Raw genomic sequence first — 14,160 nt, forward strand, 5'->3', positions numbered from 1 at the left:
TTCGCGATAGCGCCCATGGAACGCTCCTGCAGGTCGACAGCCTCAGTCGAACCGGTAATGCATCCGCACGCAGCCCGGCTCGATCACCTTGGCCGACAGCAGCGTCGGCGACACCCGCAGCCCGGTGGCGGGGAATAGCGCAAAACCGCCGCCGATGATCTCCGGCATCACATAGATCTCCAGCTCATCCAGTGCCCCGCGCTCCAGGAAGGCCATCTGCAGCTGGCCACCGCCGAGCATCCATACGTCGCCATCTTCCAATGCGCGCAGTTCCCCGATCAGCGCGTCGACATCGCTGCGGGTTTCCAGCGGGCCCTTCGGGTCGTCGATGGGGCGCGAGGTCACCACCAGCACGCGCTGTGCGCCATAGGGCCAGGGGCCGGGGTCGGCCGCGAGGAAGTCGTAGGTCGCGCGGCCCATGACCACGGTGCGGATGCGCTGGAGGAACAGGGTGTAGTCATGTTCGCCCAACTGCAGCTGGTCATGCCTGAACAGCCAGTCCAGCCCGTGTTCGGGCGTTGCGATGAAGCCGTCGAGGCTGGTGGCGATGTAGCCGAGAATTCTGGCCATGTTGCGTCTCCCTGGATAAGCTTTGTGCCAATATATAAATGAATGTTCATTTATAAAAGAGATTGGCATGGCTCGAACCAAGACAGTAAGCGACGCAGCGATACTCGACGCCGCCATGCAGCTGATGGTGCGCGCAGGACCGGAGGCGGTGACCTTCGCCGCCGTGGGCCGCGAGGTCGGGCTTTGCGCCGCGACACTGGTGCAGCGCTACGCGACCAAGGCGGATTTCCTCCGCGCCGTGTTGCTGCGCGCCTGGGACCAACTGGATGAGCAGACCGCCCGACTCGACGAGAGCACCGAGTTGAGCCCGGAAGGCGCGATTCGGATGCTGGTGGCGATGTTTCCGGTGGGCGAGGGTGAGACCGATTACGCGGAAGGGTTGCTGATCCTGCGCGAGGACATGCGCGATCCAGTGCTTCGTGAACGTGGTGCACGATGGGGCGCGTCGTTGGCCGCGGCATTGGGGCGGCGATTGAGCGATGATCCGCAACGGCAGCCGATTCTCGGCCGGCTGATGGCCTGCCAGTGGCAGGGTGCGCAGCTGTGGTGGGCTTTCGAACGTCGAGGCGATCCGGCGAGTGCCATCGGCGACGAGCTGCGCCGTTGGTGCGATGTCGTGCTGAAGGCGGAAAGGGTTGCGGGATAAGGCGCCGCGATGGAGACTCGTTCGATGCATTACTGCCTGATCGAAACAAAACTTGGCTGGTTCGGGCTCGCCTGGAGCCCGCAGGGGATCACGCGCGCCTATCTGCCGGGGGACTCCGTGCACAGCGTGCGCGAGCGCTTCGACAAGCTCGGCACCGAGACTGCCCAATGGCCTGCATTCATCGATGAAGCGCGCCGGTTGATCTTCGGCTATGCGCAGGGCGAGGCGGTGTCGTTCGAGACGTTGCCGCTGGACCTGTCCGGCCAGAGTGATTTCCACCGCCGCGTCTACGACGACATCCTCCAGCTGGGCCGCGGGGAGACCACGACCTATGGCGAGATCGCCCGGCGCCTGGGGGATGTCGGCTTGTCCCGCGCGGTGGGGCAAGCGATGGGGTCCAATCCGATCCCGCTGATCATTCCCTGTCACCGCGTGCTTGCCAGTGGCGGCAAGACCGGTGGCTTCTCCGCACCCGGTGGCAGCGGCTCGAAGATGCGCATGCTGGCGTTGGAAGGCTACGTCGATCCGCAGGCAGCGCAGACCGCCTTCGACTTCTCCTAGAGCGGACGGCTAGGCCGTTTCCAGCGCGCCCTCCAGGCGCAGCAACAACTCCTTGCGCGGCAGGCCGCCAGCGTAGCCGGTGAGGCTGCCGTTGCTGCCGATCACCCGGTGGCAGGGGACGATGATGCTGATCGGGTTGGCGCCGTTGGCCGCGCCCACCGCGCGGATGGCCTTGGGCCGGCCGATCCGCCGCGCCAGTTCTGCATAGACAGTGGTGTAGCCGTAGGGAATCTCCAGCAGCGCCTGCCAGACCTGGCGCTGGAACTCGGTGCCACCGGTGTTCAATTTCACCTCGAAGCGCTGACGCTTGCCGGCGAAATATTCGTCCAGCTGACGCGCCACATCGTCCAGCAGCGGGCTGCCTTCGTGCCAGTCCGGCTGAGGGTAGTGGCGCACCTCAAGGTCCATGTAGAGCATGCGCAGGCCGCCTTCGTCGCCGGCCAGCAGCAGGCGGCCGGTGGGGCTGTCGTGGTAACGGTAGTGCATGGTCATCCTCCGGTGCGGCCGGACTGGGAATAGGCGTGCCACAGATAGACGGCGGCGTAGGCGCGCCACGGCCGCCAGGCTTCGGCGCGACGTTGCAGCTCGCGGGCGGTGATGCCTTCCGCGCCCCACACCGGCGACTTGAGCAGGCCCAGGTCGGCGGCGGGGAAGGCGTCCGGATCGCCGAAGGCGCGCAGGGCGACGTACTCCGCCGTCCACGGACCAATGCCGGGGAGGGCGCAGAGGCGCTGTACCAGGTCGTCGGCGCCGTCGTTCACGTGCAATTCCAGCGCGCCGCTGGCGCAGGCGGCGGAGAAGCGCTGCAATGTCTCCACGCGCTTGCCGGGCATGCCGATGCCGGCTAGGTCAGCTTCGGCCAGGGCCTCGGGGGTGGGGAACAGCCGCGTTGGCTGGCCTTCACAATCGCCGGGCAACGCTTCGCCCAGGCGCTGCACCAGGCGTCCGACGATGGTGACGGCGGCCTTCACCGTGACCTGCTGGCCGACGATGGCGCGCACGGCCTGCTCGAACGGGTCGAAGGCGGTGGGCAGGCGCAGGCCGGGCGCCTGCAGTAGCAGTGGGGCGAGCAGCGGGTCGGCCTGGAAGTGCTCGGCGATCTGCAGTGGGTCGCTGTCCAGGTCGAACATCTTGCTCACCCGCGCCGCCAGCGGTTGCGCATGCTGCGGCGCCAGGTGAATGTCCAGTTCCAGTTCGGCGCTGTCTTCCAGCGGGCGAACGCTGAACCAGCCGATATCGCCGCCCACGCGCACACTGCGGGCATAGCGGCGCGGCGACAGGCATTCGACGCCGGTCAGGCTGCGCAGGGCGAAATGCTCGTGGAACTGCTGCCAGTCCCAGGGCGCACGGTAGGGCAGGCGAATGAGTTGGGGAGTGGGGGGCGTGTTGGTCATGGGGCGACATTACCCGTTGCCGGCGATGCTGTCCTCCCGCGCCTGACTTTCAAATTCCCCAGGAAGGCTGGCGCCGACGGCAGGGTTCGACCTGTCATCGATGGGCACGTAGAATGCGCGCCTCTTTCGGGGCGGCCCGGCCGTCCCCTCCTATTGTCTTGCCCCGACGGGAGCGCACTCATGCACGATTACCAGGAAACCCTCTACGACGGCTATGGCCAGCGTTTCAGCGTCGACAGGATGCTCCACGAGGTGCGCACCGAGCACCAGCACCTGGTGATCTTCGAGAATGCCCGCATGGGCCGGGTGATGGCGCTGGACGGCGTGATCCAGACCACCGAGGCCGACGAGTTCATCTACCACGAGATGCTCACCCACGTGCCGATCCTCGCCCATGGCAACGCCAGGCGCGTGCTGATCATCGGTGGCGGCGACGGCGGCATGCTGCGCGAGGTGTCCAAGCACGCCAGCGTCGAGCACATCACCATGGTCGAGATCGACGGCACCGTGGTCGACATGTGCAAGGAGTTCCTGCCCAACCATTCCCAGGGCGCCTTCGACGACGCGCGGCTCAACCTGGTGATCGACGACGGCATGCGCTTCGTCGCTACCACCACGGAGAAGTTCGACGTGATCATCTCCGACTCCACCGACCCCATCGGCCCCGGCGAAGTGCTGTTCTCGGAGAACTTCTACCAGGCCTGCCATCGCTGCCTGAACGACGGCGGCGTGCTGGTGACCCAGAACGGCACACCCTTCATGCAACTGGACACCGTGCGCAATACCGCCGGCCGCATGAACGGCCTGTTCGCCGACTGGCACTTCTACCAGGCGGCGGTACCGACCTACATCGGCGGTTCGATGACCTTCGCCTGGGGTTCGACCAACCCGGCCCTGCGCCACGTCGACGTGACCACCCTGGCCCAGCGCTTCGCCGCCAGCGGCATCCAGACCCGCTACTACAACCCGGCTATCCACCAGGGCGCCTTCGCCCTGCCGCAGTACGTGCTGCAGGCCATCGGCAAGCGGGCCAACGACTGATCGTCGTGCAAGCGCGGGGACAAGCCCCGCGCCACGACATTTTCTTCACGCGCTCTACGGCACTCTGCCCGCCCTTGGGCGGTCCCACATGCGCCGATTCACCCTTGCATCATCCCGAAACGATTGGCATGCCAGGCTTAATGTCCGCTTAAGCGGCGCACTTTAGAATGCGCCGCCGCTGCTTTTGCGGTGTAATGCCGCAGCCTTTCGCGCTCGCGTGGGCCACGGTTCTGCCCGGCCTAGGCGAAGCACCTTCGAACCCACACGTTCATTACGGAACCAAGAAATGGGCCAATCAGAAGTCCTGACCAATCGCCAGACCGGTGCGAGCCTCACGCGGCCGACCGTGTCCAGCCATCTGGCGTTCACCGCGCTCAGCGTCGTCACGCTGATGGTGATGTACTCCCTGCTGCGCCTGGCGCTGTTGATCTATAACCGCGAGCTGATCGGCAGCACGCCGGCCTCTACCTTTGTCGAAGCATTCCTCACCGGCATGCGCTTCGACATCCGCGCCGTGGTCTACATCGTTGCTCCGCTGGTGTTCGCTATCGTCAGTGTGCGCGCCATGGGCTGGCGCTGGCTGTGGAAGACCTGGCTGACCATCGCCGCGAGCATCACGCTGTTCCTCGGCGTGCTGGAAATGGACTTCTACCGCGAGTTCCACCAGCGCCTGAACAGCCTGGTGTTCCAGTACATGTCCGAAGACCCGAAGACGGTCATGAGCATGATCTGGTACGGCTATCCGGTGGTCCGTTACCTGCTGGCCTGGGCTTTTGCCACCTGGCTGCTGTACCTGCTGTTCAAGGGTATTGACCGCGCCACCCGTCCGGCCGCCAGCGGCCCGTCGGCGGCCGCCTGGTACATCCGTACCGCCGTCTTCCTGGTCATGGTCCTGCTGTGCGTCGTCGCCGCCCGCGGCACCCTGCGCCAGGGCCCGCCGCTGCGCTGGGGCGATGCGTTCACCACGGACTCGCAGTTCGCCAACCAGCTCGGCCTGAACGGCACCCTGAGCCTGATCAAGGCCGCCGAGAGCCGCTTCTCCGAAGACCGCGACAATATCTGGAAGTCGACCCTGCCGCAGGATCAGGCCTTGGCCACGGTGCGTCAGATGCTGGTGATGCCGGACGACAAGCTGGTGGATGCCGATGACGCACCGGTTCGCCGCGACTACACGCCGCCAGCCGATGGCACCCTGCCGGTGAAGAATGTCGTGGTGATCCTCATGGAAAGCTTTGCCGGCCACTATGTCGGTGCTCTGGGCGCTCCGGGTGAGATCACGCCGAACTTCGACAAGCTGGCGAAGGAAGGGCTGCTGTTCACCCAGTACTTCTCCAACGGCACCCACACCCACCAGGGCATGTTCGCCACCATGGCGTGCTTCCCCAACCTGCCGGGCTTCGAGTACCTGATGCAGACGCCCGAGGGCGGCCACAAGTTCTCCGGCCTGCCGCAGTTGCTGTCGGCGCGCAAGTTCGAGGACGTCTACGTCTACAACGGCGATTTCGCCTGGGACAACCAGTCCGGCTTCTTCGCCAACCAGGGCATGACCTCGTTCATCGGCCGCAATGACTTCGTCAACCCGGTGTTCTCCGACCCGACCTGGGGCGTCTCCGACCAGGACATGTTCGCTCGCGGCAACGAGGAACTGGACAAGCTGGAAGCCACCGGCAAGCCGTTCTATGCGCTGCTGCAGACCCTGTCCAACCACGTGCCCTACGCGCTGCCCAAGGACCTGCCGGTACAGCCGGTGACCGGTTACGGCAGCCTGGACGAGCACCTGACCGCGATGCGCTACTCCGACTGGTCGCTCGGCCAGTTCTTCGAGAAGGCCAAGAAGTCGCCGTACTACAAGGACACCATCTTCGTGATCGTCGGCGACCACGGCTTCGGTACCCCCGAGCAACTGACCGAGATGGATCTGTTCCGCTTCAACGTGCCGCTGCTGGTCATCGCGCCCGGCATTCAGGAGAAGTTCGGCGCCACTCGCGACACCGTCGGCACCCAGATCGACATCGTGCCGACCATCATGGGTCGCCTGGGCGGCGAAGCGCGCCACCAGTGCTGGGGCCGCGACCTGCTGAACCTGCCCGAGGGTGATAAGGGCTTCGGCATGATCAAGCCCTCGGGCAGTGGCCAGGATGTGGCGCTGGTTTACGGTAATCGCATCCTGATCAAACCCAAGGAAGGCGACATCCGTGTCTACGATTACAAGCTGGGCAAGGACTTCGGTGTCACCCGCATCGAAAACACCCCCGAGCAGTCGCAGATGAAGACCCGACTGGAGTCCTTCATTCAGACCGCCACCCAGGCCCTGCTGGATAACAAGACCGGTGTGGTTGACGGCAAGCCTGACGTGAAGTGATCGATGAGCCGGTGAAAAGGGGCCTTCGGGCCCCTTTTTCTTGCCTGCCGCTACGCCAGGAGTGCCATTCCAGATGACATCGCGCAGGCGCGGCCCATCCAGATTTCAGCAAAAGACAGTTATAAAGTAAGACCACATCGGTCTAAAGGATTATAAGAAAAGTCAGTATCCTCCCGGCCACACCACGAGGTGATCAGTTTCGCCAGTCAGGACGCGTAGATGGATTTCGGCAATATCGGGTTTGTAGTCGCGGGTCTTGTCGTAGGCTTTATCGTTGGGATGACCGGTGTCGGTGGCGGTTCGCTGATGACGCCCATCCTGCTCTGGTTCGGTATCAACCCTGCCGCCGCGGTAGGCACCGACCTGCTCTATGCCGCTATCACCAAGTCCGGCGGTGTCCTGGTTCACCGCAAGAACGACAACATCGACTGGCGCATCACCGGCTGGCTGGCCCTGGGCAGCGTCCCGGCTGCCGCGTTGACGTTGCTGTTCCTGCACAGCCTGCATACCGACACCGCGGCCATGAACGCGGTGATCAAGAACGCCCTGGGCGTCGTGCTGCTGCTCACTGCGCTGGCCGTGCTGTTCAAGAAGCAGGTGCTGGCCTTCGCCCAGCGTCACGCCGGGGACAGCTTCCACTTCAGCGGCCCCCGGCTGAATACCCTGACCGTGATCACCGGCGCCATCCTCGGCGGCATGGTCGCGCTGACTTCCATTGGCGCCGGCGCACTGGGTACGGTGGCGCTGTTCATCCTCTATCCCTTCCTCGCCACCCGCCGTCTGGTGGGCACCGAGATCGCCCACGCTGTGCCCCTGACCCTGGTCGCCGGCCTCGGCCATGCCAGCATGGGCAACATGGACTGGGGCCTGCTGGGCTACCTGCTGATCGGCTCGCTGCCGGGCATCTACATCGGCAGCCACCTAGCCGGGCGTATTCCGGACGGCGTGCTGCGCCCGTGCCTGGCGATCATGCTGGCAATGATCGGCTACAAGCTGGTCTTCTAAGCTCCACTTCTCGAGACGGCTCAGCCGCGGCGGAAACGCCCCGGCGTCACGCCTTTCCAGCGACGGAAGGCGTGGATGAAGTTCGACACCTCGCCGTAGCCGAGTCGCTCGGCGATTTCCTCCAGACGAATTGCCCCCGTGGCCAGCAATTCCTCGGCCAGCGCCTGGCGCACCTCGTCGAGCAGCGCGCGATAGCTGCTGCCTTCGCCTTCCAGCCGGCGCCGCAACGTGCGCGAGGTCATGTGCAACTCATCCGCCAGTTGCTCCATGTCCGGCAGCCGCCCCGGCGTGCCCAGCAGGCGGTCGCGGATCTGCCCGGAAAGCCCGGTGCGTACCTGGCGCCGGGCGAGCAGGGCGCGGCATTGCTCCTCGCAGCGCCGCGCCACTTCCGGGTTTGCGCCCGGCAGCGGCATTTCGAGAATGTGGCTGTCGAAGACGATGCGGTTTTCCGTCTGGCCGAACAGCGGTTTCACCCCCAGTTCATCGATATAAGGCTGCAGGTCGGCTGGCGCCTCGCGGCGGAACAGCGCCTGGCGAATCGGCGGCGGCTGGTTGGTGAGGTCGCGCTGGATGCGCAGCACACCGCCGCCGTCGCGGTCGATGAGGAAGTCGCGCAGGTCTTCCGGCACGGACGTGTCGTCCAGCACCAGGTGCGCTTCGCCGTCGTGTTCCTCCAGGGTCATGCGGTGGAAGGCATAGGTCAGGTCGAGGTAGCGCAGGCCCAGGTGCGCGGCACTGAGGAAGGTCGAGCTGCTGAGCATCGCGAAGCCCCAGATGCCGTAGGCGTTGAGGTGGTAGCGCAGGCCGGCCTTGAGCCCGATGCCGGGGCGCTGGCCGATGTGCCGGTTGATGTTGCGCAGCAACTCCAGTTCCTGGGTGGCCTCCACCTCGGCGCCGGGATCGGCGAGCACGCCGATGTCCAGTCCGGTGCGGCCCAGGCACTGTTCCAGGGTCATGCCATGGTCGAGGCCGAACTGGGTCATGAGCTGCACGCTGATGGCACTGCGCCGGGGGGAGCAGGCTGGGGTAGCAGGCATCGAAACCTCGGGAGTCAGGGTGACCGAAAGTCACAATTTTCTGTCCGACTATGCCATAACCCGTGGCGGGAAGTCGCACTAGGATGTTGTCATCCGCCGCTATGCGGACATCAGAACCGGGAGCACAACAATGACAACATCATCCCGTCGATCGGCCGCCCCGCGCGTGCTGATCATCGGTGCCGGCTTCGCCGGCCTGGGGTTGGCGATCCGCCTGCAAAAGGCCGGGATCGACGATTTCCTGATCCTCGAAAAGGCCGCCGACGTCGGTGGCTGCTGGCGCGAGAACGTCTATCCGGGCGCTGCCTGCGACGTGCCTTCGCACCTGTATTCCTTCTCCTTCGAACCCAAGGCCGACTGGTCGCGCAAGTTCGCGCCCCAGGCGGAAATCCTCGACTACGCGCGGCACTGCGCCGATAAATACCGCCTGCGCGAACGCATCCGCTTCAACTGCGAGGTGCGCGAGGCAAACTTCGACGAGGCTGCCGGCGAGTGGTGCGTTACCTGCGCCGATGGCGAAGAATTGCGCGCGCAATCGCTGGTCTGCGCCCTGGGCCAACTGAGCCGCCCGTTGATCCCGAAGCTGCCGGGGATCGAGCGCTTCCAGGGCAAGGCCTTCCATTCCGCGCAGTGGGACCATGGCACGCCATTGGACGGCAAGCGCGTGGCCGTGGTCGGGACCGGCGCCAGCGCCATCCAGTTCGTCCCGCAGATCGCGCCGAAAGTCGCCGAGTTGCTGCTGTTCCAGCGCAGCGCCGCCTACGTGATTCCCAAGCCGGATCGCCCCTACGCCGACTGGGAGCGCCGCATCAAGTCGCGCCTGCCCTGGCTGCAGCGTCTGGATCGTGGGCTGAAGTACGTGCAGCACGAGGCACGGGCGCTGGCCTTCACGGTGTTCCCGCCGATGATGAAATTCATGCGGATCAGCTTCCACCTGCACATGCGCAAGAGCATCGCCGACCCGCAGCTGCGCGCGCGGCTGCAGCCGGATTACCCCATGGGCTGCAAGCGCATCCTGATCAGCAACGACTACTACCCGGCGCTGGCGCGCAGCAACGTGAAGCTGGTCGATACCGGCATCCGCGAGGTCACCGAGGACGCCATCGTCACTCGCGACGGCCAGCGTCATCCGGTGGATACGATCATCTACGGCACCGGCTTTGCCGCCACCGAGTTCCTCGCGCCGATGCGCATCACCGGCCTTGCCGGGCGCGAGCTGAACCAGGCCTGGAGCGACGGCGCCGAGGCGTACAAGGGCATCAGCGTCAGCGGCTTCCCCAACTTCTTCATCCTCTACGGACCGAACACCAACCTGGGGCACAACTCCATCATCTACATGCTGGAGAGCCAGTTTCCCTACGTACTCGGCTGCCTGCAGCGCATCCAGCGCGAGGGCCTGAAGTACCTGGACCTCAAACCGCAGGTACAGCAGGGCTTCAATCGCCAGTTGCAGCACGACCTGCAGCACACCATCTGGGAGCGCGGTTGCAGCAGCTGGTACAAGACCGAAAGCGGCCGCAACACCGTCAACTGGCCGGGCTTCACCTTCCGTTACCGCCAACAGACCCGCCAGCCGGAGTTCGCCGACTATGACTGCATCCGTTGAGCCCGTGGTACCGCTGTCGACCCGCCAGAAACTCCTGACCGCCACCTTGCGTGGCACGCTCAACCTGCTGTTCCGCGGGTTGATGGGCCCGCAGTTGCCGGTGAAAGCTCAACGTGCATTGCTGCGCGGGCTGACGGCCGCAACCCTGACGCCTCGCGGCGTGCATCGTCAGCAGACGACGCTGGGCGGTGTCCCGGCCGAGGTCTGGCGTCCCCATGGGGGCGGCGAGGGCAGGGTGATCCTCTACCTGCATGGCGGTGCCTATCTGGTTGGCTCGCCGGCGACCCACCGGGCGATCACCGCCAACCTGGCGCGGCGCTGCCAGGCCGAGGTGTGGGTGATCGATTACCGCCTGGCGCCGGAGCACCGTTTCCCGGCCCAGCGCGAGGACGCGGTGGCGGCCTACCGCGCCTTGCTGGACAAAGGCATCCCGGCATCCGCCATCGCCGTCGCCGGGGATTCCGCGGGGGGCCACCTGACCCTGCAACTGGCGCTGGAGGCGAAGAAGCAGGGGCTGCCGGTGCCGGGCGCGCTGGTGACCTTCTCGCCGGTGACCGATCTCTCCGCCGAGCATCTGCACGTGCCAACGGCCGGCGATCCGCTGATCACCCGCGCCTGGATGGACAGCGCCATGGAGATGTTCTGCCCGCCGGGCATGCCGCGCGCGGACGCACAACTGTCGCCGCTGCATGCTGATCTCACCGGCTTGCCGCCGTTGCTGATCCAGGTCGGCGAGGATGAAGTGCTGCGCAACGACAGCCTGCGCTTCGCCGACGCGGCGCGGCGGCATGGCGTGAGCGTCAGCCTGCAACGTTTCCCCGGCTGCTGGCATGTGTTCCAGGCTCACGCCGGCCTGCTGGACGTGGCCGACCGGGCGCTGCAGGACGTTGCCAACTATCTCGCCGGCCATCTGCAGGGAGCACGCCGATGAATTCCATCCTGATCAGCGGTGCCGCCTCGGGCATCGGCGCCGCTACCGCGAAGCTCTTCCACCGCAATGGCTGGCGCGTCGGTCTGATCGACCTCAATCCCGAGCCGCTGGAGAACCTCGCCGCCGAACTGGATGGCGCCTGGCAAAGGGCGCTGGACGTTACCGATGCCGAGGCCGTAACGGCGGCGGTGAACGCGTTCGCCGAAGCCAACGACGGCCACCTGCGCCTGCTGTTCAACTGCGCGGGCATCCTGCGCTTCGGGCGTTTCGAGGACATCAGCCTCGCCGAGCACAACCGCATCATCGCCATCAATGTGCAGGGCGTACTCAACTGTTGCTATGCCGCGCTGCCGTACCTCAAGCACACGCCGGGTGCACAGGTGCTGAACATGGGCTCGGCTTCCGGGCTGTATGGCGTGCCGCAGATGGCCAGTTATTCGGCCTCGAAGTTTGCCATCCGTGGGCTGACCGAGGCGCTGGAGCTGGAGTGGCGCGAGCTCGGCATCCGCGTCGCCGACCTGATGCCGCCGTTCGTGCGCACGCCGATGGTCGCCAGCCAGACCTTCGAGCCCCCGGTATTGCGCCGCCTGGGCGTCACCCTGGTCGCCGAAGACATCGCTCGGGCCGCCTGGCGCCAGGCCCGGAGTGGCGGCGTGCACCGACCCATCGGCGCGATGTTCCGCGCCATGTACTGGTCCGGTCAGCTGTCGCCCCCGGCGATCAACCGCTGGGTGATGGCCTGGCTCAGCCGTGCCTGAGTAGACTGCAGGGGCGGCGAAGGAGGCCGTCCCATGCAGCGAATCCCCGAACCCCAGCCCTCTGTCTGGCAGCGAGTGCTGCAGGACATCACCACACCGTTCGACCGGATCAGCGAGATGACCTACGGGGTGATCATGACCCTGACCATCATCTCGGTGATTTCTGCTGCCAGTGGCGGTGCGAGCCGACAGGACCTGATCGTCGCCGCGTTGGGCTGCAACATCGCCTGGGGCGTGGTGGATGCCCTGATGCTGCTGGTGCGCCTGCGGGTGGAGCGGGTGCACCAGCACGGGCGGCTGCGCGCTTTGCGGGGTGTTTCGAGCGACACCGACTTTCGTGAAGGGCTCGACGAGTTCCTGCCGCCCAGGCTGGTGGCAGTGCTCCATCCGGATGAGGTCTGGAGCCTGCGCCAGCGGCTGATGGCCTCGGAACTGGGTATCGGTCAGCCGCGCGGTGGCGGTGCCGCTGTCTGGCTGGCGGCGTTGCTGATCGTGCTGCTGGTGAGCGGCATCACCCTGCCGCTGATCCTGCCGCTGTGGCTGGTGCCGGACGAGCTGATGGCACTGCGCATCGCCCAGGGCATCGGTGTGGTCATGCTGTTTGGCCTGGGCTGGCTGCTCAGCCGCTGGTCCGGTGACTCCCCCTGGCCGGGTGCGCTGGGCTTCACGGCCCTTGGCGTTGCCATGACGGGCCTGTGCATCGCGCTGGGCGGCTAGTGCCGCGGGGTTGCGCCATCCGCCGCCTGTCGCCGCCGAGCGGAGCAAAGCGTCAAAGTAGCGGCAGGTCGGGCGCCGAGACGCTACGCTGAGAAATGTGGCCGGTATATTTCCGTTGCGCCGCTCGGCGCGTTCGGCGGAGTTGGCCACCATTTCGGGGGACGTTGCGGCATTTGACGTTTCCTGGCGGCACACTGAAGTGCCCGGAACGCGACCGCCAAGGCCGCGTTCGTTGGCGGGGAATACACTCTGAACGTCTCGACAGGAGGTGCGTACCATGGAAAAGCCCCTCTCGGAGGATATCAGCGTCAACGTGTTGCGCCGGATGAAGGAAGGTGGCTTCGATTTCGCACGTATTCATCCCATCGACTTTTTCGCCATCTTTTCCGATGAACAGAACGCCCGCAAAGCTGCCCGGCAGTTTCGCGGCGAATCGCTGAGAACCCAGGTCGAGGCCCGCGATGACGGCGGCTGGAGCCTGCAGATCAGCAAGGTGATGTTCGCCACCCACGCCGCCATCGGTGATTTCGAACACGATCTTGAGGAGGTCGTGGTGCCACTGGGCGGTATTCTCGATGGATGGGGCGTGACCCAGGAGGTCACTTCCCTGCGCTAGCAGCACGTCGTTGAGCCGCCTTTCATGGCGGCCGATCTTCTACCCGCGAAACCAGACAGCGCGCCGTCGCCAGCAGTGACGGCGCGCTTCTTCACCTCGGCAAAGGCGGCGATGCAAGAAGGACCTTGCGGACACGCCCGGTTCCCCCGGCGCCACCGATGCGGCAGACTGCCGCGCGGAGGTGACCATGACCGATATCCTGATCCTGACCCACGTCGATTTCTGCCCGCCCGGCCACCTGAGCGTGGTGCTCGACCGTCTGCAATTGCCGTTCGACGTCCGCCGTGCCGACCTGGACGAGTTGCAAGGCTACGACCTGGAACGGCCCAGGGCCGTCGCCATCATGGGCGGGCCGATGAGCGTGAACGACGACCTGCCATGGCTGCGCGACGAGATCGCAGCAATCCGCCGCTTCATCGAGCGCGACGTACCGATGATCGGCCACTGCCTGGGCGGCCAGTTGCTGGCCAAGGCGCTGGGCGCGGACATCCGTCGCCTGCCGTACACCGAACTCGGCTGGCAGCCGATGCGCCGCCAGGAAGGCCAGAGCCCGTGGCTGGCGCACCTGCCCGACGAATTCCCGATCTACCAGTGGCACGGCGATACCTTCGACATCCCCGAAGGCGCCACGCGCCTGCTGTCCAGCCCCTGGTGCGAGAACCAGGGCTTCAGCTATGGCGATCGTATCCTCGGCCTGCAGGGCCACCCGGAAATGACCGAGGAACTGGTCAGCGATTGGGTCAACGGTTTCCCGGAATACCTCGATCCCAGTCAGCCAAGCCAGGAAAGCGCAGCAGTCATGCTCGACGGTCTGCCGCAGCGAGTGGCGGCGATGAACCAGGTGGCGGAAGGGTTCTACCGTCATTGGTTGAAGCTGGCCGGGTTGATCTGATCCGGCGATCTTGGTGCGGCGGTG

Annotated in this window: 15 protein-coding genes; 11 read left to right on the forward strand and 4 right to left on the reverse strand. The window is 65.7% G+C overall.

Features of this window, described 5'->3' with window-relative positions; genetic code table 11:
* Positions 1-42 precede the first annotated feature (42 nt).
* Complete coding sequence (locus LDJ84_RS11260) at positions 43-570, reverse strand: dihydrofolate reductase family protein (RefSeq protein ID WP_037012955.1); 528 nt, start codon at positions 568-570, stop codon at positions 43-45.
* A gap of 67 nt (positions 571-637) precedes the next feature.
* On the opposite strand from LDJ84_RS11260, the gene LDJ84_RS11265 reads away from it, so the two are divergent.
* Entirely contained in the window at positions 638-1,216 is a 579-nt protein-coding gene (locus LDJ84_RS11265) for a TetR/AcrR family transcriptional regulator (RefSeq protein ID WP_024765434.1), read from the forward strand.
* A 24-nt stretch (positions 1,217-1,240) separates the two neighbouring features.
* Positions 1,241-1,777, forward strand: a complete 537-nt coding sequence (locus tag LDJ84_RS11270; RefSeq protein ID WP_226046325.1) for a methylated-DNA--[protein]-cysteine S-methyltransferase — start codon at positions 1,241-1,243, stop codon at positions 1,775-1,777.
* A 9-nt stretch (positions 1,778-1,786) separates the two neighbouring features.
* Here the strand turns inward: LDJ84_RS11270 and LDJ84_RS11275 are convergent, their stop codons facing one another.
* Both LDJ84_RS11275 and LDJ84_RS11280 read right to left on the reverse strand, forming a co-directional pair.
* Positions 1,787-2,263, reverse strand: coding sequence for a methylated-DNA--[protein]-cysteine S-methyltransferase (locus LDJ84_RS11275; RefSeq protein ID WP_196912571.1), 477 nt, complete (start codon positions 2,261-2,263; stop codon positions 1,787-1,789).
* Positions 2,264-2,265: 2 nt separating this feature from the next.
* The gene (locus LDJ84_RS11280) at positions 2,266-3,171 is read right to left on the reverse strand and encodes a DNA-3-methyladenine glycosylase family protein (RefSeq protein WP_196912570.1); all 906 of its coding nucleotides are present in this window, start codon (positions 3,169-3,171) and stop codon (positions 2,266-2,268) included.
* 180 nt (positions 3,172-3,351) lie between these two features.
* Between LDJ84_RS11280 and speE the strand changes: the two genes are divergently transcribed.
* The 3 genes from speE (at position 3,352) to LDJ84_RS11295 (ending at position 7,579) form a co-directional block, all read left to right on the forward strand.
* Positions 3,352-4,212, forward strand: coding sequence for a polyamine aminopropyltransferase (speE, locus tag LDJ84_RS11285; protein WP_024765438.1), 861 nt, complete (start codon positions 3,352-3,354; stop codon positions 4,210-4,212).
* A 286-nt stretch (positions 4,213-4,498) separates the two neighbouring features.
* Entirely contained in the window at positions 4,499-6,574 is a 2,076-nt protein-coding gene (locus tag LDJ84_RS11290; protein ID WP_226046326.1) for an LTA synthase family protein, read from the forward strand.
* A gap of 219 nt (positions 6,575-6,793) precedes the next feature.
* Positions 6,794-7,579, forward strand: coding sequence for a sulfite exporter TauE/SafE family protein (locus LDJ84_RS11295; protein WP_169887878.1), 786 nt, complete (start codon positions 6,794-6,796; stop codon positions 7,577-7,579).
* A 20-nt stretch (positions 7,580-7,599) separates the two neighbouring features.
* Here LDJ84_RS11295 and LDJ84_RS11300 read toward each other — a convergent pair whose 3' ends face one another.
* Positions 7,600-8,616, reverse strand: a complete 1,017-nt coding sequence (locus LDJ84_RS11300; protein WP_226046327.1) for an AraC family transcriptional regulator — start codon at positions 8,614-8,616, stop codon at positions 7,600-7,602.
* 130 nt (positions 8,617-8,746) lie between these two features.
* Here LDJ84_RS11300 and LDJ84_RS11305 point away from each other — a divergent pair, with 130 nt between their 5' ends.
* The 6 genes from LDJ84_RS11305 to LDJ84_RS11330 all read left to right on the forward strand — a co-directional run bounded on the left by LDJ84_RS11305 (position 8,747) and on the right by LDJ84_RS11330 (position 14,136).
* Positions 8,747-10,222: a flavin-containing monooxygenase gene (locus LDJ84_RS11305; RefSeq protein ID WP_226046328.1), complete on the forward strand. Its 1,476-nt coding sequence runs from the start codon at positions 8,747-8,749 to the stop codon at positions 10,220-10,222.
* Complete coding sequence (locus LDJ84_RS11310; protein ID WP_024765442.1) at positions 10,206-11,153, forward strand: alpha/beta hydrolase; 948 nt, start codon at positions 10,206-10,208, stop codon at positions 11,151-11,153. The genes LDJ84_RS11305 and LDJ84_RS11310 overlap by 17 nt, the downstream gene beginning before the upstream one ends.
* Positions 11,150-11,911, forward strand: a complete 762-nt coding sequence (locus tag LDJ84_RS11315; RefSeq protein WP_226046329.1) for an SDR family oxidoreductase — start codon at positions 11,150-11,152, stop codon at positions 11,909-11,911. Before LDJ84_RS11310 ends, LDJ84_RS11315 begins: the two co-directional genes overlap by 4 nt.
* A 33-nt stretch (positions 11,912-11,944) precedes the next feature.
* Positions 11,945-12,628, forward strand: a complete 684-nt coding sequence (locus LDJ84_RS11320) for a VIT1/CCC1 transporter family protein (protein WP_054908468.1) — start codon at positions 11,945-11,947, stop codon at positions 12,626-12,628.
* 277 nt (positions 12,629-12,905) lie between these two features.
* Complete coding sequence (locus LDJ84_RS11325) at positions 12,906-13,244, forward strand: ribonuclease E inhibitor RraB (protein WP_024765445.1); 339 nt, start codon at positions 12,906-12,908, stop codon at positions 13,242-13,244.
* A gap of 187 nt (positions 13,245-13,431) precedes the next feature.
* Entirely contained in the window at positions 13,432-14,136 is a 705-nt protein-coding gene (locus LDJ84_RS11330) for a type 1 glutamine amidotransferase (protein WP_226046330.1), read from the forward strand.
* Positions 14,137-14,160: the final 24 nt, after the last annotated feature.

The sequence above is a fragment of the Pseudomonas sp. HS-18 genome, assembly GCF_020401845.1.
GTDB lineage: Bacteria > Pseudomonadota > Gammaproteobacteria > Pseudomonadales > Pseudomonadaceae > Pseudomonas > Pseudomonas nitroreducens.

Coding starts and splice junctions, on each gene's coding strand:
- LDJ84_RS11260 (WP_037012955.1), bottom strand. CDS start 570: ATGGCCAGAATTCTCGGCTACATCGCCACCAGCCTCGACGGCTTCATC.
- LDJ84_RS11265 (WP_024765434.1), top strand. CDS start 638: ATGGCTCGAACCAAGACAGTAAGCGACGCAGCGATACTCGACGCCGCC.
- LDJ84_RS11270 (WP_226046325.1), top strand. CDS start 1,241: ATGCATTACTGCCTGATCGAAACAAAACTTGGCTGGTTCGGGCTCGCC.
- LDJ84_RS11275 (WP_196912571.1), bottom strand. CDS start 2,263: ATGCACTACCGTTACCACGACAGCCCCACCGGCCGCCTGCTGCTGGCC.
- LDJ84_RS11280 (WP_196912570.1), bottom strand. CDS start 3,171: ATGACCAACACGCCCCCCACTCCCCAACTCATTCGCCTGCCCTACCGT.
- speE (WP_024765438.1), top strand. CDS start 3,352: ATGCACGATTACCAGGAAACCCTCTACGACGGCTATGGCCAGCGTTTC.
- LDJ84_RS11290 (WP_226046326.1), top strand. CDS start 4,499: ATGGGCCAATCAGAAGTCCTGACCAATCGCCAGACCGGTGCGAGCCTC.
- LDJ84_RS11295 (WP_169887878.1), top strand. CDS start 6,794: ATGGATTTCGGCAATATCGGGTTTGTAGTCGCGGGTCTTGTCGTAGGC.
- LDJ84_RS11300 (WP_226046327.1), bottom strand. CDS start 8,616: ATGCCTGCTACCCCAGCCTGCTCCCCCCGGCGCAGTGCCATCAGCGTG.
- LDJ84_RS11305 (WP_226046328.1), top strand. CDS start 8,747: ATGACAACATCATCCCGTCGATCGGCCGCCCCGCGCGTGCTGATCATC.
- LDJ84_RS11310 (WP_024765442.1), top strand. CDS start 10,206: ATGACTGCATCCGTTGAGCCCGTGGTACCGCTGTCGACCCGCCAGAAA.
- LDJ84_RS11315 (WP_226046329.1), top strand. CDS start 11,150: ATGAATTCCATCCTGATCAGCGGTGCCGCCTCGGGCATCGGCGCCGCT.
- LDJ84_RS11320 (WP_054908468.1), top strand. CDS start 11,945: ATGCAGCGAATCCCCGAACCCCAGCCCTCTGTCTGGCAGCGAGTGCTG.
- LDJ84_RS11325 (WP_024765445.1), top strand. CDS start 12,906: ATGGAAAAGCCCCTCTCGGAGGATATCAGCGTCAACGTGTTGCGCCGG.
- LDJ84_RS11330 (WP_226046330.1), top strand. CDS start 13,432: ATGACCGATATCCTGATCCTGACCCACGTCGATTTCTGCCCGCCCGGC.